22 protein-coding genes are annotated in these 24,102 nt (G+C 65.2%); 12 read left to right on the top strand and 10 right to left on the bottom strand.

Going from position 1 to position 24,102, the window contains the following annotated elements; all coding sequences use genetic code 11:
* Window positions 1–113 precede the first annotated feature (113 nt).
* The 3 genes from C2I35_RS02790 to C2I35_RS02780 form a co-directional block, all read right to left on the bottom strand.
* A complete protein-coding gene (locus C2I35_RS02790; RefSeq protein ID WP_103761479.1) occupies window positions 114–788 on the bottom strand; it encodes an orotate phosphoribosyltransferase in 675 nt (224 codons plus the stop codon).
* Window positions 789–852: 64 nt separating this feature from the next.
* The gene (gene pyrC / locus C2I35_RS02785) at window positions 853–1,890 is read right to left on the bottom strand and encodes a dihydroorotase (protein ID WP_103761478.1); all 1,038 of its coding nucleotides are present in this window, start codon (window positions 1,888–1,890) and stop codon (window positions 853–855) included.
* Window positions 1,891–1,944: 54 nt separating this feature from the next.
* Entirely contained in the window at window positions 1,945–2,910 is a 966-nt protein-coding gene (locus C2I35_RS02780) for a phosphoadenosine phosphosulfate reductase (RefSeq protein ID WP_103761477.1), read from the bottom strand.
* A gap of 190 nt (window positions 2,911–3,100) precedes the next feature.
* On the opposite strand from C2I35_RS02780, the gene C2I35_RS02775 reads away from it, so the two are divergent.
* The 5 genes from C2I35_RS02775 (at window position 3,101) to C2I35_RS02755 (ending at window position 9,921) form a co-directional block, all read left to right on the top strand.
* On the top strand, window positions 3,101–4,009 hold the full coding sequence (locus C2I35_RS02775; protein WP_103761476.1) for an AAA family ATPase: 909 nt from the start codon (window positions 3,101–3,103) through the stop codon (window positions 4,007–4,009).
* 91 nt (window positions 4,010–4,100) lie between these two features.
* Window positions 4,101–5,354, top strand: coding sequence for a vWA domain-containing protein (locus C2I35_RS02770; RefSeq protein WP_425442869.1), 1,254 nt, complete (start codon window positions 4,101–4,103; stop codon window positions 5,352–5,354).
* Between the two features lie 124 nt (window positions 5,355–5,478).
* A complete protein-coding gene (locus tag C2I35_RS02765; RefSeq protein ID WP_103761474.1) occupies window positions 5,479–7,800 on the top strand; it encodes an OmpA family protein in 2,322 nt (773 codons plus the stop codon).
* Between the two features lie 160 nt (window positions 7,801–7,960).
* The gene (locus tag C2I35_RS02760; RefSeq protein WP_103761879.1) at window positions 7,961–8,929 is read left to right on the top strand and encodes an XdhC family protein; all 969 of its coding nucleotides are present in this window, start codon (window positions 7,961–7,963) and stop codon (window positions 8,927–8,929) included.
* Window positions 8,926–9,921 (top strand): molybdopterin-binding protein, encoded by a 996-nt coding sequence (locus C2I35_RS02755; protein ID WP_103761473.1) that lies wholly within the window; start codon window positions 8,926–8,928, stop codon window positions 9,919–9,921. Before C2I35_RS02760 ends, C2I35_RS02755 begins: the two co-directional genes overlap by 4 nt.
* Window positions 9,922–9,960: 39 nt before the next feature.
* Here the strand turns inward: C2I35_RS02755 and C2I35_RS02750 are convergent, their stop codons facing one another.
* Both C2I35_RS02750 and C2I35_RS02745 read right to left on the bottom strand, forming a co-directional pair.
* Window positions 9,961–10,392, bottom strand: coding sequence for an SRPBCC family protein (locus C2I35_RS02750; protein WP_103761472.1), 432 nt, complete (start codon window positions 10,390–10,392; stop codon window positions 9,961–9,963).
* Complete coding sequence (locus C2I35_RS02745) at window positions 10,389–10,730, bottom strand: ArsR/SmtB family transcription factor (RefSeq protein ID WP_103761471.1); 342 nt, start codon at window positions 10,728–10,730, stop codon at window positions 10,389–10,391. The genes C2I35_RS02750 and C2I35_RS02745 overlap by 4 nt, the downstream gene beginning before the upstream one ends.
* 201 nt (window positions 10,731–10,931) lie before the next feature.
* Here C2I35_RS02745 and C2I35_RS02740 point away from each other — a divergent pair, with 201 nt between their 5' ends.
* The 6 genes from C2I35_RS02740 (at window position 10,932) to C2I35_RS02715 (ending at window position 18,193) form a co-directional block, all read left to right on the top strand.
* Complete coding sequence (locus C2I35_RS02740) at window positions 10,932–11,417, top strand: (2Fe-2S)-binding protein (RefSeq protein ID WP_103761470.1); 486 nt, start codon at window positions 10,932–10,934, stop codon at window positions 11,415–11,417.
* Between the two features lie 48 nt (window positions 11,418–11,465).
* On the top strand, window positions 11,466–13,829 hold the full coding sequence (locus tag C2I35_RS02735; protein WP_103761469.1) for a xanthine dehydrogenase family protein molybdopterin-binding subunit: 2,364 nt from the start codon (window positions 11,466–11,468) through the stop codon (window positions 13,827–13,829).
* Window positions 13,830–13,840: 11 nt separating this feature from the next.
* The gene (locus C2I35_RS02730; RefSeq protein ID WP_103761468.1) at window positions 13,841–14,629 is read left to right on the top strand and encodes an FAD binding domain-containing protein; all 789 of its coding nucleotides are present in this window, start codon (window positions 13,841–13,843) and stop codon (window positions 14,627–14,629) included.
* 206 nt (window positions 14,630–14,835) lie between these two features.
* Window positions 14,836–16,470 carry a tetratricopeptide repeat protein gene (locus tag C2I35_RS02725; RefSeq protein ID WP_103761467.1) on the top strand — a complete coding sequence of 545 codons (1,635 nt, stop codon included), beginning with the start codon at window positions 14,836–14,838 and terminating at the stop codon, window positions 16,468–16,470.
* Between the two features lie 306 nt (window positions 16,471–16,776).
* Window positions 16,777–17,361, top strand: a complete 585-nt coding sequence (locus C2I35_RS02720) for an HNH endonuclease (protein ID WP_103761466.1) — start codon at window positions 16,777–16,779, stop codon at window positions 17,359–17,361.
* A gap of 73 nt (window positions 17,362–17,434) precedes the next feature.
* On the top strand, window positions 17,435–18,193 hold the full coding sequence (locus C2I35_RS02715) for a nitrilase-related carbon-nitrogen hydrolase (protein ID WP_103761465.1): 759 nt from the start codon (window positions 17,435–17,437) through the stop codon (window positions 18,191–18,193).
* 86 nt (window positions 18,194–18,279) lie between these two features.
* On the opposite strand, the gene C2I35_RS02710 is transcribed toward C2I35_RS02715, so the two are convergent.
* Window positions 18,280–19,560, bottom strand: coding sequence for a DEAD/DEAH box helicase (locus C2I35_RS02710; RefSeq protein ID WP_103761878.1), 1,281 nt, complete (start codon window positions 19,558–19,560; stop codon window positions 18,280–18,282).
* A gap of 455 nt (window positions 19,561–20,015) precedes the next feature.
* Here C2I35_RS02710 and C2I35_RS02705 point away from each other — a divergent pair, with 455 nt between their 5' ends.
* The gene (locus C2I35_RS02705; protein WP_103761464.1) at window positions 20,016–20,504 is read left to right on the top strand and encodes a hypothetical protein; all 489 of its coding nucleotides are present in this window, start codon (window positions 20,016–20,018) and stop codon (window positions 20,502–20,504) included.
* Window positions 20,505–20,642: 138 nt separating this feature from the next.
* Here the strand turns inward: C2I35_RS02705 and C2I35_RS02700 are convergent, their stop codons facing one another.
* The 4 genes from C2I35_RS02700 to bcp form a co-directional block, all read right to left on the bottom strand.
* Window positions 20,643–21,185 (bottom strand): bactofilin family protein, encoded by a 543-nt coding sequence (locus tag C2I35_RS02700; protein WP_103761463.1) that lies wholly within the window; start codon window positions 21,183–21,185, stop codon window positions 20,643–20,645.
* Window positions 21,175–22,497 carry a M23 family metallopeptidase gene (locus C2I35_RS02695; RefSeq protein WP_211286101.1) on the bottom strand — a complete coding sequence of 441 codons (1,323 nt, stop codon included), beginning with the start codon at window positions 22,495–22,497 and terminating at the stop codon, window positions 21,175–21,177. The genes C2I35_RS02700 and C2I35_RS02695 overlap by 11 nt, the downstream gene beginning before the upstream one ends.
* Window positions 22,498–22,735: 238 nt before the next feature.
* Window positions 22,736–23,536, bottom strand: a complete 801-nt coding sequence (locus tag C2I35_RS02690; RefSeq protein ID WP_103761462.1) for a ferritin-like domain-containing protein — start codon at window positions 23,534–23,536, stop codon at window positions 22,736–22,738.
* Between the two features lie 20 nt (window positions 23,537–23,556).
* Window positions 23,557–24,018, bottom strand: coding sequence for a thioredoxin-dependent thiol peroxidase (gene bcp, locus C2I35_RS02685; protein WP_103761461.1), 462 nt, complete (start codon window positions 24,016–24,018; stop codon window positions 23,557–23,559).
* Window positions 24,019–24,102: the final 84 nt, after the last annotated feature.

The raw sequence follows: 24,102 nt of genomic DNA, 5'->3' as shown, positions 1-24,102 counted from the left end.
GATATCGTTCGGCTCGTGTGACGGAGGCGAGTTACCGTTGCGTCAGCACAACGATAAAAAATTTTCACAAACCGGCGTCTGCGGCGGCCGCACAGGGGCGACTCAGGCGTGCGTCAGCTTCGGGCGGCCTGCCAGGCGCGGGGATCGTCGAGGAACGATTCGACGCCGTCGAGCGTGGCGGCGTCAAAGCTGCCCTGGGCGCGCGCCTCGGCCAGCACGTCGCGCCAGGTGCAGAGGTAATGCAGCGCCACGCCGTGGTCGCCCAGCGTCTGTTCAGTTTCGGGGAAGATGCCGTAATAGAAGATGACGGCGGTGTGCCCGCAGGTGGCACCGGTGTCGCGGATGGCGTCGACGAAGCTGAGCTTGGAGCCGCCATCGGTGGTCAGATCCTCGACCAGGAGCACGCGATCGCTATCGGTCATCGCGCCCTCGATCCGGGCGTTGCGGCCATAGCCCTTGGGCTTTTTGCGCACGTAGGTCATGGGCAGGGCCATGCGTTCCGCCACCAGCGCGGCGAAGGGGATGCCGGCGGTCTCTCCCCCGGCGATGTTGGTGAAGGCCTCGAAGCCCGCATTGCGCATCACGGTGATGGTCAGGAAATCCATCAGGGTGGAGCGGATGCGCGGGAAGGAGATGAGCTTGCGGCAATCGATATAGGTGGGGCTGGGCAGGCCCGACGCTAGCGTGAAGGGCTCATCGGCATTGAAGTGCACGGCCTCGATCTCCAGCAGCATCCGGGCGGTTAGGCGGGCGATCTCGGCTTGGTCGGGATAGGTCGAGGGGATCATGCGGTTGGTCCTTGGTGGAAAGCGCCGGAGCCTCCGGCGGGGTTATTTGGGGCCAGAGGAAGGATCAGATGACGCGCCAATGCAGCGGCATTTGCGCATCGAACAGGGTGACGGGGCCGTCTCCGGTGTCGATCTTGGGCGGATAGGCGGCAGGGTCGCCCTTGGTCAGCGTGATCGTGTCGGTGCTGACGGGCAGGCCGTAGAAGGCGGGGCCGTGTTCGGATGTAAAACCGGCGAGGCGATCCAGCGCGCCTTCCTGTTCGAACACCTCGGCGAGGATCGAGAGCGTGTTGGTGGCGGTGAAGCAGCCCGCGCAGCCGCAGGCCGATTCCTTGTTCGGGTCGGTGTGCGGGGCGCTGTCGGTTCCAAGGAAGAAGCGAGTGTCGCCCGAGGTGGCGGCGGCGCGCAGGGCGAGGCGGTGTTCCTCGCGCTTGGCGACGGGCAGGCAGTAATAATGCGGTTTGATGCCGCCCACGAGGATGTGGTTGCGGTTGATCACGAGGTGATGCGTGGTGATGGTGGCGCCGAGGTTTTCGGCGTTCGATTTGACGTAGTCCACGCCTTGCTGCGTGGTGATGTGTTCCATGACGATGCGCAGGCCGGGCGTGGCGCGGCGGAGCGGATCGAGCACGCGGTCGATGAACACCGCCTCGCGGTCGAAGATGTCGATGTCGGCGTCGGTCACCTCGCCATGTACGCAGAGTGGCATGCCGATCTCGGCCATCTTTTCCAGCACCGGGCGCACGCGGTCGAAATCGCGCACGCCGGAAGCGGAGTTGGTGGTGGCACCGGCCGGGTAGAGCTTGACCGACGTCACAAGGCCCGAGGCGTGGGCGGCGGCAACGTCCTCGGGATCGGTTTCCTCGGTCAGGTAGAGGGTCATCAGCGGCGTGAAATCCATGCCGGCGGGCAGCGCATTCATGATCCGGTCGCGGTAGGCGGCGGCGTCGGCCCCGGTGACCACGGGCGGCACGAGGTTGGGCATGATGATGGCGCGCCCGAAATGGCGTGCCGTCTCGGGCAGAACGGCCCGCAGCACCGCGCCGTCGCGCAGGTGCAGGTGCCAGTCGTCGGGGCGGGGGATGGTCAGGGTCCGGCTCATGGCCCGAGGGCTTACAACAGCCCGCGCGGCTGCGCCAGTGGCTCAGACGGTGGATCAGTCGATTTCGCGCGGCGGCATCGGCATGCCCTGTTCCTCGGCTTTGTCGTAGGCGGCGCGGACAGCGCGTCGGAAGCGCGGCCCGGGCGTGGTGCGCATTACGTGCTGGGCCAGGCGGGCGGTCAGGTAGTGACGGCCGTCATCTTCGAGCCGGGTCACCAGCGCCTTGAGATAGGGGACATCCGTGCGCCGCGCCCGGTAGAGCCGGGCGAGGCTGGCGGTGTCGAGCTTGCCGGCGCTGAGTTGGGCGATGAAGCGCAGGAGGATGTTCATGCGCATCAGACCGCGATCGAGGCGCGGCCCCATGTACCGCATCCGGTAGCGGCTGACGTTGCTGCGGGCGAAGAGGGCCGCATGCATCGCGTCTTCCTCGATGTCGGGGTCGTAGAGGATCACGGCGCGGTCAGCGGCGTCCAGCATGTCGGGTGCATAGCCGTAACGGGACGTGAAATCGAGCTTGCGGCTACGGCGGAACCGTTCGTCCCACTCGCTCATGCGTGGGTCGAGCGTGGCCTGGGGCTGAATCGCCAGCACGCGGGCGCCGGGGGCCGCCACGGAAAACGCGGCGGCGGCATAGCCGGCAGGGCCGGCCCCGTAGAAGATCACCTGGTCGAACTCTTCGAAGAAGCCGTCGTCGATCAGCCGGTCGAAAAAGCCGAAGACGCGGCCCTCGCGGAACCAGCTGTCGGTCTGGCTGGCCAGGCAGAGGTGCGACCAGCCAAGCGCGCGGCCCAGTTGCCACCCCAGCGGCTGGGCCTCGGGTGACGTCACGCGCAGGGCGGGGAAGGCCTCGAAGGTGACCAGTAGCGTCGGCGTGTGCTCGATGAAGATGGCGGCATGGGCATCACCCAGGCGCTCGACATAGCCGTCGGCATCGGCGGCGTCGTCCAGCTTGTCCAGCCAGTCTTCCCAGTCCAGCCCGGACAGGGATGTATCCAGCGCCTTGGGATAATCTGCGCTCATGCTCGGACCTCGAAGCTCGGAGTTTCCCCGCTTGGCACGGGTTATTGGAATGTATGCTAGGGGGCAATAAGGGCAAAACTTTGGAAAATTAATGGGGTTTGTGCGGGGCGGCGGCGTGCCGCGCCCGGGGGGCTGGGTCTTGACGACGCGCGGATGCCGTGCAGTTCTGCATGGGCAAGGGAGGCCGTGCATGAGTGAACTGACATCCATCGACGACGTGGAGGCGATGCTGGCCGGGCAGGATTATGTCTGCGGGCGCAGCCTTGCGACGGTTGTTTTCCTGGGGCTGCGCCTGGGCCGGCCACTGTTCCTGGAAGGCGAGGCGGGCGTCGGCAAGACCGAGATCGCCAAGGCGCTGGCGGCGGGGCTGGGGCGCAGGCTGATCCGGCTGCAGTGCTACGAGGGGCTGGATGCGTCGAGTGCTGTCTACGAGTGGAATTTCGCCGAGCAGATGATTGCCATTCGCGCCGCCGAGGCCAGTGGCGGCGTGGACCGCGAGCGGCTGACAGACGAGTTGTTCACCGAGGATTTCCTGATCGAACGCCCTCTTTTGCAGGCGATGCGCCCGCAGGAGGGCGGGGCGCCGGTGCTGCTGATCGACGAACTCGACCGCACCGACGCGCCTTTCGAGGCGTTCCTGCTGGAGGCGCTGAGCGATTTCCAGGTGACGATTCCGGAACTGGGCACGATCCGCGCGCCCGAGCCGCCCATCGTGGTGCTGACCTCGAACCGCACGCGCGAGGTACATGATGCGCTGAAGCGGCGCTGTCTCTATCATTGGGTCGACTATCCCAGTTTCGATCGCGAGATCGAGATTTTGCAGGCCCGCGCCCCTGAGGCGGCGGAAATGCTGAGCCGCGAGGTGGTGGCGTTTGTCCAGAAACTGCGCACGGAAGACCTGTTCAAGAAACCCGGCGTGGCCGAGACGATCGACTGGGCGAAGTGCCTGCTGGCGCTGGACGTGATGTCGCTGAGCCCCGAGGTGATCGCCGACACGCTGGGCGCGATTCTGAAATACCAGGACGACATCCAGAAAATGCAGGGGTCCGAGGCCAAGCGTATCCTCGACGAGGCCAAGGCAGGGTTGGAGCCGGCATGAGTCTTCCTCTGGCCGGAAATATCCCGGGGGTTTGGGGGCTGGCCCCCAATTTGACGAGTGTTTGGGGGCTGGCCCCCAACCGGGACGGTTGATGGAATACCCCGACCTCGACCTGCCGGAGCATCCCAAGCTCGGCCACAACATCACCCATTTTGCCCGCGCGCTGCGCAAGGCCGGGGTGCCGGTGGGGCCGGGGCGGGTGATCGACGCCATTCGCGCGGTCGAAGCGGCGGGGTTCACCTCGCGATCCGATTTCTTCTACACGCTGCGCGCCTGTTTCGTGTCGCGCCCCGAGCACCGGGCGGTCTTTGCCCAGGTCTTCCGCCTTTACTGGCGCGACCCGCGCTACATGGAGCACATGATGGCGATGATGCTGCCCGCCATCCGCGGCGTGCAGGAGGACCGCAGCGCGCAGGCGGCCGAGAAGCGCGCGGCCGAGGCGCTCTTGGACGGTATAGAGCCCGAGATGCCCGAGGCGGAAAGCCAAGAGGCCGACGAGGAAACGCAGATCGATATCGACGCGTCCCTGACCATGAGCCGCGAGGAACGGCTGCGGACCCTGGACTTCGAACAGATGAGCACCGCCGAAATCGCCCAGGCCAAGCGGATGCTGGCCAGGCTGAGCCTGCCGGTGAAACCCTTCGCGTCGCGCCGGGGGATACCTGCCACGACCGGCACGCGGATCGACGCGCGCAAGACCCTGCGCGCGGCCATGCGGAAGGGGGGCGAGATGCGGCGCATCCACGTGCAAAAGCCGCGTCCGCGCTGGCCCAACCTGGTGGTGCTGTGCGATATTTCCGGCTCGATGAGCCAGTACAGCCGGATGGTTCTGCATTTCCTTCATGCCGTGGCGAACGAGAAAGGCGCGGGCTGGGCGGCGGTGCATGCCTTCACCTTCGGCACACGGTTGACCAACATCACGCGCCATTTGGCGTCGCGTGACGTGGACGCCGCGCTGGCCGCGGCCGGGGCCGAGGCGCAGGACTGGGAGGGTGGCACGCGGATCGCGGCCTGCCTGCACGCGTTCAACCGCGACTGGTCGCGGCGGGTGACCGGGCAGGGGGCGGTCGTCCTGCTGATCACCGACGGGCTGGACCGTGACGACAGCTTTGACCTGGGCCGCGAGATGCAACGTCTGCACCTGTCGTCGCGACGCCTGATCTGGCTGAACCCGCTGTTGCGCTGGGACGGGTTCGCCCCGCGCGCCACCGGCATCCGGGCCATGCTGCCCCATGTGGACGCGTTTCGGGCCGGTCATTCCATCGCGACGCTGGAAGATCTGGCGGCTGCGATCAGTGCGCCGCACGATAGCGGCGAGAAGGCACGGTTGATGGCGCTTCTCTGACTCCTGCGAACCGGCGGGGTTCCGCCGATGCTGCACCCTCCTTATCGGAACACTCTGGCATGCCGGGCGTTGGGCCGTGACGCCGCACGAGTTCGCGGTATCCGTATCTAGGGAGAGAAGAGATATGCGCCGACTGACGCTGACATCCACCACCGCCGCCATCGCGCTTGCGATCGGCCAGACCGCGCCGCTTCCGCTTGCGGCTCAGACCGCCGCAGGCGACTTGCCCACTTGTTCGGGAAGCTCCGAGTTGCCCTGCACCGTGCCGGGCCTCGACGTCGTGGTCGAAAACGAAGTTGATCGCCAGACGCTGGCCCTCTGCGGGGCGATCGAAGCCAGTGGCTCTCAGGGCACGGAGGCGTGCAGCGACGCACAGATCAACGAAGTCGTGGCAGACTTGTCTCCAATCGGAGCGGCTGCGGGATCGGAGATGGACGCCGCATCGGAGCAGGCCGAAGAAACGATGCAAACCGCGCAGGCGGATGTCGAGGAAGTCCAACCGAACGTCAATGCAGAAGCCGAAGCCCAGGCCGCCGCAGAAGCCGAAGCCGCGGCCCAAGCTGCCGAACAGCAAGCCGCAGAGCAGCAGGCAGCTGAAGCCGAAGCCCAGGCCGAGGCGGAAGCCCAGGCCGCCGCCGAGGCAGAAGCGCAAGGCGCTGAGGAGCAGGCTGCTGCCGAGGCCGCCGAAGAACAGGCCGCTGCCGAGGCCGAAGCGCAGGCTGCCGAGGCACAGGCAGCTGCCGAGGCGCAAGCACAGGCTGCGGAAGAAGAGGCGGCACAAGCCGAGGCTGCGCAGCAGCAACAGGACGAAGAGGCCGCCGCCGCGGCTGAGGCCGAAAGCCAGACCGAGGCGCCCGCTGCGTCGGACACTGCCACCGAAGAGACAGAGGAACTGGAGCAGGCGCTCGAGGCCGATCAGGCCGAGACGGATGCGAACGCTCAGGCCGAAGTTGAGGCCGAGACGCAGGACGCCCCCGCGAGTGCAGAGACCGAACAGGCCGAGAGCGATGCGCCTGCCGACACGGCCCAGACCGAAGAAGATGAGCTGCAGCAGGCGCTTGAGGCGGAAGAGGCTGAGGCGGAATCGCAGGACGCCCCCGCGACCGCGGAGACCGAACAGGCCGAGAGCGATGCGCCGGCCGACACGGCCCAGACCGAAGAAGATGAGCTGCAGCAGGCGCTCGAAGCCGAACAGGCCGAGGGTGAGGCTGAACCCAACGCCCAGCAGACCGGCGAAGCAACCGATTCCGCGACAGACGAACAGCCGACGGAACAGGCCACGACCGATTTGCCTGAACCGCAGATCGATGAAGACCCGGAAGCGCAGGCCCAGGCACAGGCCGAAGCCGCCGCCCAGGTCGAGGAGCAGGCCGCAGCCGCCGCTGCTGCCAACGACGATGCCGAGGCCGTCAGTAGCGAAGAGGTGACGCTTACCGAGGAGAACACGCGCTCGTCCGACGAGGAATTCGAGACGACCGTTGGCGGCGATGCGCAAAACGCGACCAACACCGAGACGGCCCCGGCCGCCGGAACGCCGCGGACCAGCGATGACCGCGACGAGAACCTGCGCGATATCCTGACCGCCGCCGCGGCGATCGGGCTTGGTGCCTATGCGATCGGGCAGGTGACCGACGATGGCGGCACCGTGGTCTCGAACAGCGGTGACCGCGTCGTGGTGGAAAACAACGGTCGGTATCGCATCATCAAGGACGACGACGCGCTTCTGCGCCGTCCAGGTAGCGATGTGCGCGTGCAGACTTTCGACGACGGCTCGACCCGCAACACCGTGACGGCACAGGACGGCACGCAGACCATCACCATCCGCTCCGCAGATGGCCGTGTGCTGCGCCGGACGCAGGTTTATCCCAACGGGGACCAGGTGGTGCTGTTTGACGATACGCGCCAGGTCGAGGCGGTGAACGTGCAGCAATTGGCCGACACCCGTGCACAGGAGTACGACTACACCAACGCGTCGGAAGACGAGCTGCGTACGGCCATCCTGGCCACCCGGGACGCGCCTGCGACACGCCGCTATTCGCTGAACCAGGTGCGGTTCGTGGATGCGGTGCGCCACCAGGTGCCGGTGATCGCACTTGATACGGTCAACTTCGAGACCGGCAGCGCGGTGATCCGCCCCGAAGAGGCCAGGGACCTTTCGGTGCTGGGCAACGCCATGCGCGACGCCATCGCCGAAGACCCGCGCCAGGTGTTCCTGATCGAAGGTCACACCGACACGGTCGGTCCGGCCAGCAACAACCTGGCGCTGTCCGACCGCCGCGCGGAATCGGTGGCGCTGGCCCTGACCGAGTATTTCGACGTGCCCCCGGCGAACATGATCGTGCAGGGGTATGGCGAAGCGGACCTGAAAATCCGCCAGGCCGGTGACATCCGCGAGAACCGCCGCGCCGCGGTCCGCAATATCACCGGACTGCTGAACGACAGCTGACGTTTGCACTGATCAAACGGAGTGGCCCCTCGCCGGTTGGCGGGGGGCTTTTTCGTTGCGGGAGGTGCAGGCCCAGGATTCTTCGTACGAAGACTCCTGGGCGTTGACCGCAGCCGAAATTGCGTTTGTGAAAGCGGGGCACCCGGCCCATATTGGGGCCATGACCGACCGGTTCGACACGATCCCCGAGACAGCACTGGCCTGGCACGAGGCCGGCAAAGGCGCGGCGCTGGCCACCGTGGTGGAAACCTGGGGCAGTGCGCCCCGGCGCGTGGGAAGCCAGTTGGCGATTTCCGGCGCAGGCGAGATCGAGGGATCGGTCTCGGGCGGCTGTGTCGAGGGCGCGGTGGTGGCCGAAGCGCTGGATGCCATCGAGGACGGCACGCCCGTGATGCTGGAATACGGGGTCAGCGACGGCGACGCCTTTGCCGTGGGGCTGGCCTGTGGCGGCACGATCCGGGTCCTGGTAGAGCCGGTGGGCACGGTGATGCCGGTGGAACTTCTGAAGGACCTGGTGCTGGCGCGCGAGGCGCGGGTGCCGGTGGCTTATATCACCGGCATGGAGGCCGAGCGCAGGCTGGTGCGCGAGGGGTACGCAGACCGCTTTCGCGCCGACCGATCGGGGTTCGAGGAGGATGGGACGACCTTCGTGGCGATCCACAATCCGCCGTTGCGGATGATCATCGTCGGCGCCGTGCATATCGCCCAGGCGCTGGTGCCGATGGCGCGGGTGGCGGGATACGACCCGCTGCTGATCGACCCGCGCGAAAGTTTCGGCAGCGAGGCGCGGTTCCCGGGCGAGGTGATCCTGCACGACTGGCCAGACGAGGCGGTGGCCGCCTACGGGCTGGACAGCCGGACGGCCTTGGTGCTGCTGACCCACGATCCCAAGCTTGACGATCCGGCGCTGGAAGCGGCGTTGGCGTCGGATGTTTTCTATATTGGCGCGCTGGGCTCGACCCGGACCCATGCCAAGCGGGTGGCGCGGTTGGAGGAGAAAGGCTTCGGGCCTGACCAGATCGCGCGCATTCACGGGCCGGTGGGGCTGGATATCGGCGCGGCGGGACCGTCCGAGATTGCCGTGGCGATCCTGGCGGAAGTGACCCGCGTGCTCAGGAAAGGCGGATGAAGTTCGGACCGGTCGCGCTGGCGGAGGCGGCGGGCGCGATCCTGGCGCATAGCGAGCATTTGCCGGACGGTCGCCTGCGCAAGGGGCAGGTTCTGACCGAAGCGGATATCGCACGTTTGCGCGCGGCGGGTTTTACCGAGGTGATCGCCGCCGTACTGGAGCCGGGCGACCTGCACGAGGACGACGCCGCCGCGCGGCTGGCCGCGGCGGTGCGGGACGGCGCGCCGGGCCTGTCCCTGAGCCGGGCGTTCACGGGGCGGGTGAACCTGGTGGCCGACGGGCCCGGCGTGGTCGAGGTGGACGCGGCAAAGGTCGCGGCGGCCAACATGGTCGATGCGATGGTGACGCTGGCCACGGTTGCGCCGTGGTTCCAGGCGCATCCGGGAGGCATGGTGGCGACGGTCAAGATCATCTCTTACGGCGTGGCGGCAGAGGCGTTGGGCAGGGCGGCGGAGGCCGGGCGGGGCGCGATCCGGCTGCACCCTCCGCAATACGAGAGCGCCAGCCTGATCGTGAGTGACACGGCGGACGGTCCCGGCCTGCGCGGGGTGGAGGCGATCCGCACGCGGCTTGCGGCCCTTGGAATGCGCCTGAAACAGACGCTGAGTTGCCCGCATGAGGCGCCTGCTCTGGCCGAGGCAATGTCGTCGGCGACGGGGGAGGTGGTGCTGATCCTGACCGGGTCGGCAACATCGGATCCGCGCGACACCGGACCCGAGGCGTTGCGGCGCGCGGGCGGTACGGTGGAACGGTTCGGCATCCCGGTCGACCCGGGGAACCTGCTGTTCACAGGGCGGCTGGGCGCGAGACCCGTGATCGGGTTGCCCAACAGCGCGCGCTCGCCGGTTCTGCACGGGGCGGACTGGGTGCTGGCGCGGGTCGCCTGCGGGGTGCCGATCGGTGCGGCGGATTTCGCGGCGATGGGCGTCGGCGGCCTGCTGAAGGAAATCCCGACGCGTCCGCAGCCGCGCCAGCGGAAACAGGCCGGGTAGGGACGCCGGGCAGGGGCAGGGCCCGCCCGGCGCCCGGGTTCAGCCGTCCAGTTGCGACAGCTTTTCGAGGATGCCGGTCCAGCCCCAGCGATGGCCTTCGCGCTGCTCTTCGCTGACGAAGCGGACCTGGGTCAGTTGCACGCGCGTGCCGCCCGGACCGGGGGTGAAGGTGATGGTGACCTCGCTGTCATCGCGTGACGCGTGGCTTTCCCAGGTGAAGAACAGCCGGTTGGGCCGGTCAATTTCCTTGTAGGTGCCGGTGTGGGGCAGGTCCTTGTCGCCGTTGCGCATGATGATCTCGAACCGTCCGCCCTCGACCGCGTCCGAGGACGCGCGGGGCACCACGGTCTCGCCGGGGCAGATGAAGCGTTTCATGGTGTCGGGGTCGAGCCAGGCATCGAAAAGGCGCTCGGGCGTGGCGTCGATCACGCGTTCGACGGTGAGGGTGAGGTCATTTTCGGTGGCAGTCATGGGTCGGTCTCCTGTGTGAGCAGATGGTCGAGCGCCTCCAGCCGGAGGGCCCAGATCGAACGCAAGTCACGGAACCAGCGGTCGACATGGGCAAGTTCCTCGACCCGCAATTCGATCATGTGCTCGCGCCATTCGGTGCGGCGCGTGACCAGCCCCGCGCCTTCGAGCACCTTGATGTGCTTGGAGACGGAATTGAGGCTTATGTCGAACCGTGCGGCGATGTCGGTCACCCGAAGCGGTCCATGCTGCGCCAGAAGCGTCAGGATGGCGCGGCGGGTGGGGTCGCCTGCGGCCTTGAGGATGTCGGTCAGTCGTTGCTGTGAGTCTTGTTCATCCATATGGGTGAATAACATCGTGCGGGATATTAGTCAACCATTTGGGTGAACGATAGGGCGGCGTCTTCTGCCGCCCGAGCCGATCCGCGAGCGCGCAAGTAAGACGAAGGCAGGGGGGTGGCGCGACAGAAAGTGCCTTCTCAAGTCTGGGGCGGCGTGTTTAACTCGGACCCAGCCAATTAGAAAAGCCAATGGGAGGAGCCGATGGCACAGGTCAAGATGACCGTGAACGGCAAGCCTGCGTCCGGCGAGGTGGAAGGACGCACGCTACTTGTCGATTTTATCCGTGATACGCTGGGCCTGACCGGCACGCATGTGGGCTGTGACACAAGCCAGTGCGGCGCCTGCGTGGTGCATGTGGACGGCAAGGCCGTGAAGGCCTGCTCGATGTTCGCGGCCGAGGCCGAGGGGACGGAAGTGACCACGATCGAGGGGATGGCCGCGGAGGACGGCACCATGACCCCGGTCCAGAAGGCGTTCCAGGAATTCCACGGGCTGCAATGCGGATTCTGCACGCCGGGCATGGTGATGTCGGCGGAGGCGATGCTGAAGGACAACCCGAGCCCGACCGAGGCGGAGGTGCGCGAGTACCTCAAGGGCAATATCTGCCGCTGCACCGGGTATCACAACATCGTCAAGGCGATCCTGGCGGCGTCGGGACAAGACGTCAGCAATATCGCGGCCGAGTAAGGCGTAGGGTGCGTGCGTGCACGCACCGTTTTCAGGGAGGACTAACACATGCCCAAAGATGGTGGCATCGGCGCCAGTTCCAAGCGGCGCGAGGACGTACGGTTCCTGACGGGGGCCGGAAATTATACCGACGACATCAACCTGCGCGGACAGGCCTATGTGCATTTCCTGCGCTCGGACGTGGCGCATGGCACGCTGGACAACGTGGACACCAGCGCCGCCGAGGGCATGCCCGGGGTGCTCAAGGTCTTCACCGGCGCGGATTTCGCCGAGGTGGGGGGCATTCCCTGCGGCTGGCAGGTGACGGACCGGCATGGCGAGCCCATGCAGGAGCCGCCGCATCCGGTGCTGGCACAAGGCAAGGTGCGCCATGTGGGCGACCCCATTGCCGCCGTGGTGGCCGAGACGCGCGAACAGGCGCGGGACGCGGCCGAGGCGATCGAGGTGGACATCAGTGATTTGCCGACCGTCATGGACATGAAGGATGCGCTGAAGGATGGCGCCACCAAGGTGCATGACGATCTGACGAGCAACCTGTGCTACGACTGGGGCTTCGTCGAGGAGAACAAGGGCGCGGTGGACGAGGCGATCAAGAACGCCGCGCATGTCACGACGCTGGAGCTGGTGAACAACCGGCTGGTCCCGAACGCGATGGAGCCGCGCGTGGCGGTGGGCGATTACAGCCGTGGCACCGATGACAGCACGCTTTACACCACGTCGCAGAACCCGCACGTGATCCGCCTGCTGATGGGCGCCTTCGTGCTGGGCATTCCCGAGCACAAGCTGCGGGTCGTGGCGCCCGATGTGGGCGGCGGCTTCGGCTCGAAGATTTATCACTATGCCGAGGAAGCCTTCTGCACCTTCGCCGCGAAGAAGCTGAACCGGCCGGTGAAGTGGACCTGCTCGCGATCCGAGGCGTTCATCAGTGACGCCCATGGCCGGGACCACGTGACCAAGATCGAACTGGCACTGGACGCCGACAACAACTTTACAGCCGTGCGCACGGAAACCTATGCCAACATGGGGGCGTATTTGTCGACCTTCGCGCCGTCGATCCCGACTTGGCTGCACGGCACGCTGATGGCGGGCAACTACAAGACGCCCAATATCTATGTGAACGTGAAGGCGGTCTTTACCAACACCGTGCCTGTCGATGCCTATCGCGGGGCCGGACGGCCCGAGGCGACCTATCAGCTGGAGCGTGTCATCGACAAGGCGGCGCGGGAGCTGGGCGTGGACCCGATCGAGTTGCGGCGGCAGAACTTTGTCACCGAGTTCCCCTATGCGACGCCTGTGGCCGTGGAATATGACACTGGCGATTACAACGCCTGCATGGACAAGCTGCTGGAAATGATCGACATGTCCGGCTTTGACAAGCGGCTGGCGGACAGCAAGGCCAAGGGCAAGCTGCGCGGGCTTGGCGTGAACTGCTATATCGAGGCCTGCGGCATCGCGCCGTCGAACCTGGTGGGGCAGTTGGGCGCGCGTGCGGGTCTCTATGAATCGGCCACCGTGCGGGTGAACGCCACCGGCGGGATCACCGTCATGACCGGCAGCCACAGCCATGGGCAGGGGCATGAAACCTCGTTCGCCCAAGTTGTCGCGGACATGATCGGGATCGACGAGTCGATGATCGAGATCGAACATGGCGACACCGCGAATACGCCGATGGGCATGGGCACCTACGGCTCGCGGTCCATCGCCGTGGGCGGCAGTGCCATGGTCAAGGCGACGGAAAAGATCATCGCCAAGGCCCGCAAGATCGCGGCGCACCTGATGGAGGCCTCGGAGGCCGATATCGAGCTGAAGGACGGCCAGTTCAGCGTCGCGGGCACGGACAAATCCGTGGCCTGGGGTGACGTGACGCTGGCGGCTTACGTGCCGCACAATTACCCGCTGGAAGAGATCGAGCCGGGCCTGGAGGAGACCGCGTTCTACGACCCGGCGAACTTTACCTATCCGTCGGGCGCCTATGCCTGCGAGGTGGAGGTCGACCCCGAGACCGGCAAGGTCACCATCGAGAGCTTTGCCGCCGCCGACGATTTCGGCAATGTTATCAACCCGATGATCGTTTCGGGGCAAGTGCATGGCGGGCTGGCGCAGGGGATCGGGCAGGCGTTGCTGGAGCAGACCTCCTACGATGCCGACGGCCAGCTGCTGAGCGCGTCCTACATGGATTACGCAATGCCGCGCGCCGATGACGTGCCGTTCTACGATGTCGACCATTCCTGCCAGACGCCCTGCACGCACAACCCGCTGGGTGTGAAGGGCTGTGGCGAGGCCGGGGCGATCGGCAGCCCGCCTTCGGTGGTCAATGCCGTGGTGGATGCGCTGCAACGCGCGGGTCATGACGTGACGCATATCGACATGCCGCTGACGCCCTCGCGCGTCTGGCAGGCGATGCAAGGGTAAGGAGAGAGACAATGTACGCATTCGAAATCGAACGCCCGAGCACCGTGGCAGATGCGGTCGCCCTGCTGAAGCAGAGCGACGAGAACCAGGCGCTGGGGGGCGGGCAGACCCTGATTCCCACGCTGAAGCAACGGCTGGCCGCGCCCGAGGTGCTGGTCTGCCTGAGCGGGATCGACGAGATCAAGGGTGTCTGCACCGATGATGACGGCCGCATCTGCATCGGCGGGGGCACGACCCACGGCGAGGTTGCGGCGGGATCGGGCGCGTATCCGGCGTTGGTCTGGATGGCCGAGAATATCGGCGACCCGGCGGTGCGCAATCGCGGCACGATCGGCGGGAGCCTCGCCAACAACGACCCGTCGGCGTGCTATCCGGCGGCGGTGCTGGCCTCGGGCGCGACGGTGGTGACCAACGAGCGCGAGATCGCGGCCGATGATTTCTTCGACGGCATGTTCGCGACCGCGCTGAACGAGGGCGAGATCATCACCGAGGTCAAGTTCCCGGTGCCGGAGAAAGCCAACTATCAGAAGTTCGAACAACCCGCGTCGCGCTTTGCGCTGGTGGGTGTCTTCGTGGCGAAGTTCGCCGATGGCGTGCGCGTGGCCGTCACCGGCGCGTCGGAAGAAGGCGTGTTCCGCTGGACAGAGGCAGAGGAGGCGCTGAACGGCAACTTCTCGGCCTCCGCGCTGGACGGGCTGTCGGTGCCGGCGGACGGGATGATTTCGGACCTGCACGGCTCGGGTGCCTATCGCGCGCATCTGGTCGCGGTGATGACCCGCCGGGCGGTCGAGGCGGCCTGAGCGCCTTTTAGATCTGGCGCAATGCCATAGCAGCCCGACCTGCCATTGGCTGGTCGGGCTTTTTTCGGCGTGCCATGTTGGTAAGACGCCGCCGTTCGAGAACAGGCGTTTCGTGCGTTCGACCGCAACTGCTCACGCAAGAGATGTGCGACACGGAGATGTTCCGAAGTTGTGATAATCTCGGGTCTTCAATTGGGAGACTCATCATGTCGGATTATTTTGATTTAGGCGCCTATTCGCGCCCCGTGACATCGGTTCCCGTTGCCCAGACCTGGTTTGATCGTGGCCTTGTCTGGTTGTTTGCCTATAACCACGAGGAAGCCATTGTCTGCTTTGAGAAGGCGATCGAGGCGGACCCGGAGTGCGCGCTGGCGCATTGGGGCATCGCCTATTGCATCGGGCCCAACTACAATAAGGCTTGGGAGGTCTTCACGCCCGAGGAAAAGGCGCCCGCGCTGGAGCGCGCCCACGCCGCGCTGAAGGCGGGGTTGGCGCTAAGGGATGCAAGGCCGCTGGAACGTGCGCTGCTAGAGGCGCTGGCGTCGCGCTATCCGACCGACCCTGAGATTGAGGATTACCAGCCGTTCAACGACGGGTTCGCCGAGGCGATGCGCCCGGTCTACGATGCGCACAAAGACGACCTCGATGTGGCGTGCTTCTTCGCGGAAGCGCTGATGAACCGCACGCCCTGGCAGCTTTGGGATTTCCAGAGCGGCGTGCCCAACCCCGAGGGCTCGACCGTCGAGGCGATGGCGGTGCTGGAGCGCGCCTTTGCCGAGACGCCCGGCGCGTGGGACCATCCGGGCCTATTGCACATGTACATTCACCTGATGGAGATGTCGCCGCATCCCGAAAAGGCGCTGCGCCATGGGGACCGGCTGACCGATCTCGTGCCCGATGCGGGGCACCTCGTGCATATGGGCACCCATATCGACGTGCTATGCGGCGACTACCAGAACGTGCTGACGCGCAACCTTGCCGCGGCAGAGGTGGACGAGCGGTTCAAGGACTATGCGGGGGCGGCGAATTTCTACGCGCTGTACCGCATCCACAACCTGCATTTTGCCGCCTACGGCGCGATGTTCCTGGGCCAGAAGGCGGCAGCGGTGAGTGCGGCGGCGCGCCTGCGTGGCGAGGTGCCGGACGAGGTGGTCAGGTCATACCCTGATATTTTCGAGACCTTCGTGGCCGCCGCCCCGCATGTCTATATCCGTTTCGGAATGTGGGAAGAGATCCTGGAGCTGGAGCAGCCCGAGGATACAGAGCTATACGTGACCACGAACGCGCTGATTTACTACGCCAAGGCAGTGGCCCTGGCCAATCTGGGTCGACATGCGGAGGCCGAGCAAACGATGGCGGACTTCACGGCGGCCTATGCGCTGGTGCCGGACACGCGGATGCTTTTCAACAACACCGCGCGCGATGTGCTGGCCGTGGGCGAGGCGATGATGCAGGGCGAGGTTGCATTCAAATCCGGTCGGCGGGAAGAGGGGCTGGAGCACCTGCGCCGTGCGGTCGCGCTGGATGATGGACTGGAATATGAAGAGCCGTGGTCGTGGCCACAGCCGACGCGGCACGCGCTGGGCGCGCTTCTGATGGAAGCGGGCAAACTCGAGGAGGCCGAGGCGATTTATCGGGCCGATCTGGGGCTTGATGGACAATTGCCGCGTCCGAGCCAGCACCCGCGCAATGTCTGGGCGTTGCACGGGCTTCACGAATGCCTGCACCGCCGAGGTGAGATGGTGGAAGTGTCGCATGTGAAGCTGCTGCTGGACCAAGCGGTCGCACGAGCGGATATTCCAATTCGCGCAAGTTGTCTGTGCCGCAAGGCCGCGGCCTAACAGGCAGGGGCGAAACATCCTCGGCACATACCCTACGCGCCGCGCGGGGGCTGTGTTGATGCCCTGCCAACCCGGCTGAATGCGTTCGGGCTGTTGGCAGGGCCTACACAGTTCCTTGGCTTATCGTACCCTTGTGGATAAGTGTCACATCCCCGTCACGGAATCGCGCTACCCAAATCGCAAGATGTACCGCCAAATCCAGCACTTGCCAGAGGCGTAACACGATATATAGTGAACTCAATCAAGGGGTGGCTGTCACGCCCCGTACCACAGCATGAGGCGATACGAGCGGGGGTAAGTTAGGCCATGGACGCAGACTTCAGGACGGAATTCGTAAGGGCGCCCTCGGCGCTGAAACATCATCCGGCACTGGTTCTGAATGCCGACTATCGCCCGCTGTCCTATTACCCCTTGTCGCTGTGGCCCTGGCAGGACGCGGTGAAGGCCGTGTTCCTTGACCGGGTGGATATCGTGGCCGAGTACGAAGACACGGTGCGAAGTCCCTCGACCGAGATCAGGATACCCTCGGTCATCGTTCTCAAAGATTATGTCAAACCTCAAAAGCGCGTGGCCTTCACGCGCTTTAATTTGTTTCTGCGGGACGAATTCCAGTGTCAGTACTGCGGAGCGAAGGGGGATCTGACATTCGACCACGTGGTGCCGCGCGCCAAGGGCGGGATCACGTCCTGGGAAAACGTCGTGGCGGCGTGTTCGCCCTGCAACCTGCGCAAGGGCTCCAGAAGCCTGCGGCGCTCGGGGCTGAACCTGCGCAAGCCGCCGCGCGCACCGGCGGCGGAACAGCTGCGCAACCTCGGTCGCAAGTTCCCGCCCAACCACCTGCACGAAAGCTGGATCGACTTCCTTTACTGGGATGCCGAGCTGGAAGCCTAGGGCGTTCTTCTAAAAGATTGACCTGAAACCGATCTGCGTGTTGGCTTTGCCGGACGATACCGGGGAGGGGCACATGCGTCTTGGGATTTATCAATGCGATGCGGGCGGTCTGTCGACAAGTGCGCGGCTGCGCGCGCTGGAGTTGCGGCTGGCGGAGCGCGAGGTCGACCTGATGGTCTGTCCGGAGCTGTTCCTGTCGGGCTACATGGGGGCCGATCACGCCGCGCTGGCCGAACCTGCGACGGGTCCGTTCTTTCAGGATGTGGCAGAGATGGCGAAGCGGCACGAGACGGCCGTGTGTTATGGCTATCCGGAAGTGGCGGATGGTGTCATCTACAACGCCGCGCGGCTGGTCGGTGCCGATGGCGCGGCGCTGGCCAACCACCGCAAGCGGTTGCCGTCGCCGGGCAGTTTCGAGGAAGAGACATTTGCCAACGGGGACAGCCTCACGCTGGTCGATCACGGCGGAATGCGGATCGCGATCATCATCTGCTACGAGGTCGAACTGCCCGAAAGCCTGCGCAAGGCGGCGCAGCACGGCGCCGAACTGGCGCTGGTGCCGACGGCGCTGGTCGATCAATGGGGCGTGGTGGCCGAGAAACTGGTGCCGACGCGGGCCTTCGAGAACGGGCTGTGGCTGGCCTATGCCAACCACGCGGGCGAGGAGGGCGGCGCGCGCTACCTCGGCGGCAGCCGGATCGTTGCGCCGGACGGCGTGGAGGAAGCCGTGGCCGGGGCCGAGGAGACCGTGATTGCCGCCAATGTCGACCCGGAGCGTGTGGTGACGGCGCGCAACCGGCTGCCTTATCTGCGCGATGCAGTCAAATTGTGAAGCGCTGACGTGACGGGTTCTGACAGACCAGACGCCGAAAACACGGAATGAGATAGGCCGGGCAGTGGCCCGGCCCATCATTTGACTTACGCCGCCGCGCGGTTGCGGCGGCGCTGGCGGCGGGGTTTTTGCGCCGAAGAGGGGGCCTGACCTTGGCCGCCACCCTGGGCGGGCTTGCCGCCACGACGACGGTTGGACCCGTTGCCGCGTTTCTTTGGGCCGCGGCCCGGCTCGAAAGCAGGCGCTGTGCCGCTGGCGACGGGAACGGTGATCTTCATCACCTTCTCGATGTCGCGCAACAGGTCCGCTTCTTCGGGCGCGCAGAGCGAAATGGCCTCGCCTTCGCGGCCCGCCCGCGCTGTGCGGCCGATGCGGTGGACGTAATTGTCGGCCACTTCGGGCAGGTCGTAGTTGACCACGTAGGCGACGCCCGGAATGTCGATGCCGCGTGCGGCCACGTCGGTCGCCACGAGGATGTTGGTGGTGCCGTCGCGGAAGGCCTTGAGCGCGCGGTCGCGCTGGCCCTGGCTCTTGTTGCCGTGGATCGAGGCGGCGTTGAAGCCGTCGGACACCAGCCCCTTCATCAGCCGTTCCGCGCCGTGCTTGGTACGCGAGAAGACGAGGGTCAGGGCATGCGGGTCGTCGGCCAGGAGTTCACGCAGCTTGGCGGACTTGTCGTTCTTGGCCACGTGGTGCACCGACTGGGTGATCTTGTCGGCGGCCTTGCCCGGGGGCGAGACCTGCACCCGGCGGGGGTTGGTCAGGTAGGCGGCGGAGATCTCCTCCATCTGCTTGGGCATGGTGGCCGAGAACAGCATGGTCTGGCGCGGGCTGCCGAGATGCGGCGCGATCTTGCGCAGGGCGTGGATGAAGCCCATGTCGAGCATCTGGTCGGCCTCGTCCAGCACGAGGTGACGCGCGGTGGACAGGTCGAGCGCGCGGCGCTCCATCAGGTCGATAAGGCGGCCCGGCGTGGCGACGAGGATGTCGGTGCCGCGCGACAGAAGGCTGATCTGCTTGCCGATGGACTGACCGCCGACGACGGTGACGACGCGCAGCTTGGTGCCTTTCGTGAGACCGCGCAGCGACTCGGCGATCTGGTTCACCAGCTCGCGCGTCGGGGCGAGGATGAGGGCCTTGACGGTCTTCTCGGCCGGTTTGCCGGGCGCATCGAGCAGGTGCTGGATGAGCGGCAGGCCGAACGCCAGCGTCTTGCCGGTGCCGGTCTGGGCGAGGCCCATGACGTCGTGGCCTTCGAGGGCCAGGGGAATGGCCTTGTTCTGGATGGGCGTCGGCTCTGTCAGGCCGGCGGTCTTCAGGGCGGTGTTGAGTTCGGGCGCGAGGCCCAGCATGTCGAAATCGTACAAGTCGTATCCTTTGCGGGCCACGCGGCGTCGTGCCGGTGACCAAGAGACATGGCCCGCACGGGATGCGCGGGCGCAAGGGTTGCGCGGACACTTTAAGAAGGAGCGGGCGGATCCCGCGCCATCTGGCGCCGCATCAGAAACCCTGCGTGATGGGGGAACTGGAAAATCAGGCTGGTTGCTGGTTCGGGCGGTTCACCCGGCTCACGCGCAATCGCAGCGATGAGCGACAGATGGGGGATCGGGGGCTAAGTGTCAAGCAATACCTAAAGCCTTTCGCCTTTACCCTGATCCATCAGCGAAAGGCGAAACGCTTTAGAAATTTCGGAATTGCAGCAGTGGGTGATGCGTGGCGGGCGCGGCGAAGTCGGGTGCGAGCCCGTTTCTACCCCCTACACGGCCAGTTTCGTCGTCTACAGTCTTCGTTTGTGATATGAACTGGTCCAAGGATGGTATGAATGCGGAAAACAAAATTCGTTCTTGCTTTCTTCGTGGCCATGCTTGCGCAGCAAGCTGATAGTTTTGGAAAGCGATCAGAACGAGATCAGGCAAGAGAACAGCACGTCTCTCAAGACGGCGCAATGTACGCCACATTCAAAACTCCGACGGGCCAAAGCATCGCATCGAATAATCGGATTTCAGGGAAGTGGTACCATGCGATAAGTTGCCCTGCTTGGTCCGGTCGCTACATCTACCACATACGCCAATACCCTGGCGGGGCACTTCAGGGGTTTTCGGTTGGGATAAGCTTTGGGGCGAAGGGACGCTCGAGCGAGATAATCGCAGGGAAAGCATTGGATGGAAAGTTTGAGTTCATGGAGCGTGCGGACGCGACCTTCATTGCGGTTTACAATGGTATGGTCGTGGAAGACGGCGCGAAACTGTCAGGCACCTATATCAACTCAAGATCAGGGGTACCATGCCACTTTGTAATGAAACGGTTCTAAGGGCGGAAGAACTTTCATTTCATTAGAGGCAAGGATCAATCAGATATCCGCTTCGTCCGCGTAGCAGACATTGAGTGGCCAATGAAAAAGGCGCCGCGGGATGCCCCCGGGCGCCTTTCTATTGGGTGCGCATCGCGATCAGCTCTTGGCCGGTTCGTTCGCGGGGGCAGGCGCCGGCGAGGCCGCTTGCTGGGCCGGGGCGGCTTGTTTCTTTCCGCCGGCGTTGAGCGGGTCGTCCTGGCGTTGCACCGAACCCTCGAAATGGGCGCCGGATTCGATGGCGATGGTTTTGTGGATGATGTCGCCTTCGACGCGGGCGGTCGAGGTCAGGCGCACTTTCAGGCCACGCACACGGCCGACGATGCGGCCATTGATCACGACGTCATCGGCGATGATTTCGCCCTTGATCGTGGCGCTTTCGCCGATGGTCAGCAGGTGGGCGCGAATGTCGCCCTCGACAGTGCCTTCGACTTGAACGTCGCCGGTGGTCTTGAGGTTTCCGGTGACGTGAAGATCGGGCGACAGGACCGAGGCGGGAGGCTTGGCTTTGGGGGCCGCGGCCTTGAACTCGCCACTGCTGGGTTTCTCGGTGGTGTCCTTGCGCGGTTCGGCCGGCGCGGCGGGTTTGGCCGCAGAATCCGGCTTTGGCGCGGGGTCGTTGATTTTGCTCTTAGAAAACATCTCTTGCAGCCTTGATGTAGATCATGGGGTTGACGGCCTTGCCGCCGACACGGACCTCGTAGTGTAGATGGGTGCCGGTGGAACGTCCAGTGCTCCCCATATCACCAATTCGATCCCCGCGCGAGACCCTTTGGCCCTTCCGCACGTGCAGCTTGGACATGTGGGCGTAGCGCGTCTCGATTCCGAACTCGTGCTGGATCTTCACAAGGCGGCCATATCCCGACTGCCAGCCGGCGTGAACGACCACGCCATCGGCGGTGGAAAAGATCGGCGTACCATGCGGCGCGGCGAAATCGGTGCCGGAATGCATCCGGCCCCAGCGCATGCCGAAGCCAGACGTGAAGCGGAAGGACGACCTGACCGGCATCGCGAAGGGCGCCTTCTGGGCGGCGATGCGATACAGGTTCAGCTTGTCCATGCCCTGAAGGATGCCGTTGGCGCGGCGGGTATCAGCCGAAGGGTCTTCGCCCCGGGTCGAGAAGTTGAGCGGCATCAGCGGGCCGCCCTGGCCGGAATATCCCGAGCGCACGGTGTCCAGGAGCCGATCGGGGTTCATGCCGGCGGCGGTGAACATCTTGTCCAGCGGCTCGACCGAAATCGTCATAGCCTCTTCCAGCTGGCGGAAAATCTGGTCGTTCTGATCCTGCATCAGCTGGATCTGGGTCGCCATCTCGTCGGCCCGCAACAGCGCATCCTGCGCGTCGGCGGTGACCTGGTCGCGCTCTTGCGCGGTGGCGGCAAGCTGGGACGACAGGAACTCTACCATCGGGTCCTCGTCCGCGCTGCCCGACTGGCCGGGCAGGGGCGTGTCGCCGGAATTGTCGATTGCTTCGGCAAGCTGTGCGGCCTCGTTGCGGGCGCTGTCGCGGTCTTTCATGGTGCGGCGCAGGGTCGACTGGATCACCTCGATCCCGGTCTCAAGCTCGCGCCGGCGGGTTTCGGAGGTCAGGAGTTCGGTCTGCATCACCGAAATCTGTTCCAGCGCCGAGTTGAAGCGGTTCTGGGCCGCCAGCGCCTCGTCGGCGCGCTTGTCGCGTTCGTCTTCCAGCGCGTTCAGCCGGGCCTCGTAGGTGCGCTGGTCGCGCTTGGCCTGCTCGCGGAAATTGCCCGATCCGATCGAGTCCATCACCAAAACGGCGGTGGCGATGATCGCCCAAGCCACGATGGCCGAGGCGCCGGTGAAGGCGATAAGCTGTGTCGCGGGCCGCAGCCGGATGAAGCGGGTGTCTGTGTCGGACCGCAGGAAAACGCGGCGTTCCGGAAAGTGTTTTTCCAGGATGTGGTTCAGCTTGATCAATAATCGTCTGCGCAAGATTGAGTCCGTCCCTTTCAACCTCTCCCAATGTCGATGCTCAAACCTGTGCCACGTTCTGGGGTGCGACAGTGTCCATTCTAGGCCGGATGGTCCGGTGGCATCGTCCGGGGTTGGGTACACAGGCCTTCACTATTGGGCAAGGATTTTGACCACCCATCGCGGGCCGATCGGCGATTTGGCCCGGAATTGGCAGAAAATTGCCGATTCTTAAGGGCTTGATGGCATGAATGCGCTATCAAGCCCCGGTTTTGCGCTCTGCCAAGGGCCAGTAAAAGTCGGGGGGAAGGCCCGCTTCGGCGCGTTTTTCCTCGTTGAAGGGCGGCTTCAGGCCCCCGTGGAAATAGCGGCGGACAAGGTCGTGGAAGGCGTCCTTGGGGTCCATCTCGTGCCGGCCGCAGAGGAAGTGAAACCACTTGGAGCCATAGGCGACGTGCCCCACTTCCTCGGCGTAGATCACCTTCAGCGCCTCGACCGTCCGGTCCTCGCCGGCGGTCTCGAACAGGTCGATCATGCCCGGCGTCACGTCGAGACCGCGCGCCTCGAGCACCATGGGCACGACGGCGAGGCGGCCCATGACATCCTCTGCAGTATCCTCGGCGGCGCGCCACATGCCGGCATGGGCGTCGAGTGCGCCGTAGTGGCTGCCCTTCGCCTCCAGGCAGTCACATACCAGGTTGAAATGCTTGGATTCCTCGTCAGCCGATTTGACCCAGTCGTCGTAGAACCCGAGCGGCATCTTCGTGTCGGTGAAGCGCGCGACGATGTCCCAGTGCAGGTCGACGGCATTGAGTTCGATATGGGCCACCGCGTGAAGAATCGCCAGCCGGCCAGGCGCGGTGCCCGGGCGGCGGCGCGGCACGTCGCGCGGGTCCAGCAGGCGGGGCAAGTCGGGACGCGCGGGCCTTGGCGGCGGCGTGGCGTGACCCACCGGCAAATCCTGTCCGGCCGCGCGGGCGGCGAACCAGGTTTCAGCATGGCGTCGCGACAGCGCGGTCTTTTCGCGCCCGTCGGCGGTGGACAGCACCTCGACGGCCATTGCGGCAAGGCTTTGGGATGTCAAAGCGCGCGCACCGCGTCCAGCACCTCCTCGGCGTGGCCGTCGACCTTCACCTTGGGCCAGATCCGGGCGATCATGCCGTCCTGGTCGATCAGCACGGTCGTGCGCTCGATCCCCATGAAGGTCTTGCCGTACATCTTTTTTTCCTTCCAGACGCCGTAATCCTCGCACACATGCGTATCAGCGTCAGACAGAAGGGGAATGCCCAGCTCATGCTTGTCGCGGAACTTGTCGTGCTTGGCCACGGTATCCTTGGAAATGCCGAAGATCTTTGCGCCGACCGCGTCGAACTCTTCAACGAGGCCGGTGAAGGCAATGGCCTCCTTGGTGCAGCCGGGCGTGTCGTCCTTGGGGTAGAAATACAGGACCACCGGCGCCGGGCGCTGATCGGACAGGGTGACAAGGTCGCCGCCGTCGCGCGGCAGGGCAAAATCGGGGGCCGGTTGACCGGTCTCGAGCATGCGGATTCTCCAATGAGTAAAAAGTGAGTTTCAAATTAACGCGTGAGCGGCAAGAATAAAGACGTGGGAGCAGGCAAAAGCGCG

The organism is Roseovarius confluentis (genome assembly GCF_002917925.1).
Lineage (GTDB): Bacteria > Pseudomonadota > Alphaproteobacteria > Rhodobacterales > Rhodobacteraceae > Roseovarius > Roseovarius confluentis.
Note: the sequence above shows the minus strand (reverse complement) of the source record. Positions and strands in the feature narration are given on the sequence as shown.

Bases quoted from the DNA above. Each gene is read 5' to 3' on its own strand.
- C2I35_RS02790 (WP_103761479.1), bottom strand. From the start codon at position 788: ATGATCCCCTCGACCTATCCCGACCAAGCCGAGATCGCCCGCCTAACC.
- pyrC (WP_103761478.1), bottom strand. From the start codon at position 1,890: ATGAGCCGGACCCTGACCATCCCCCGCCCCGACGACTGGCACCTGCAC.
- C2I35_RS02780 (WP_103761477.1), bottom strand. From the start codon at position 2,910: ATGAGCGCAGATTATCCCAAGGCGCTGGATACATCCCTGTCCGGGCTG.
- C2I35_RS02775 (WP_103761476.1), top strand. From the start codon at position 3,101: ATGAGTGAACTGACATCCATCGACGACGTGGAGGCGATGCTGGCCGGG.
- C2I35_RS02770 (WP_425442869.1), top strand. From the start codon at position 4,101: ATGGAATACCCCGACCTCGACCTGCCGGAGCATCCCAAGCTCGGCCAC.
- C2I35_RS02765 (WP_103761474.1), top strand. From the start codon at position 5,479: ATGCGCCGACTGACGCTGACATCCACCACCGCCGCCATCGCGCTTGCG.
- C2I35_RS02760 (WP_103761879.1), top strand. From the start codon at position 7,961: ATGACCGACCGGTTCGACACGATCCCCGAGACAGCACTGGCCTGGCAC.
- C2I35_RS02755 (WP_103761473.1), top strand. From the start codon at position 8,926: ATGAAGTTCGGACCGGTCGCGCTGGCGGAGGCGGCGGGCGCGATCCTG.
- C2I35_RS02750 (WP_103761472.1), bottom strand. From the start codon at position 10,392: ATGACTGCCACCGAAAATGACCTCACCCTCACCGTCGAACGCGTGATC.
- C2I35_RS02745 (WP_103761471.1), bottom strand. From the start codon at position 10,730: ATGGATGAACAAGACTCACAGCAACGACTGACCGACATCCTCAAGGCC.
- C2I35_RS02740 (WP_103761470.1), top strand. From the start codon at position 10,932: ATGGCACAGGTCAAGATGACCGTGAACGGCAAGCCTGCGTCCGGCGAG.
- C2I35_RS02735 (WP_103761469.1), top strand. From the start codon at position 11,466: ATGCCCAAAGATGGTGGCATCGGCGCCAGTTCCAAGCGGCGCGAGGAC.
- C2I35_RS02730 (WP_103761468.1), top strand. From the start codon at position 13,841: ATGTACGCATTCGAAATCGAACGCCCGAGCACCGTGGCAGATGCGGTC.
- C2I35_RS02725 (WP_103761467.1), top strand. From the start codon at position 14,836: ATGTCGGATTATTTTGATTTAGGCGCCTATTCGCGCCCCGTGACATCG.
- C2I35_RS02720 (WP_103761466.1), top strand. From the start codon at position 16,777: ATGGACGCAGACTTCAGGACGGAATTCGTAAGGGCGCCCTCGGCGCTG.
- C2I35_RS02715 (WP_103761465.1), top strand. From the start codon at position 17,435: ATGCGTCTTGGGATTTATCAATGCGATGCGGGCGGTCTGTCGACAAGT.
- C2I35_RS02705 (WP_103761464.1), top strand. From the start codon at position 20,016: ATGCGGAAAACAAAATTCGTTCTTGCTTTCTTCGTGGCCATGCTTGCG.
- C2I35_RS02700 (WP_103761463.1), bottom strand. From the start codon at position 21,185: ATGTTTTCTAAGAGCAAAATCAACGACCCCGCGCCAAAGCCGGATTCT.
- C2I35_RS02690 (WP_103761462.1), bottom strand. From the start codon at position 23,536: ATGGCCGTCGAGGTGCTGTCCACCGCCGACGGGCGCGAAAAGACCGCG.
- bcp (WP_103761461.1), bottom strand. From the start codon at position 24,018: ATGCTCGAGACCGGTCAACCGGCCCCCGATTTTGCCCTGCCGCGCGAC.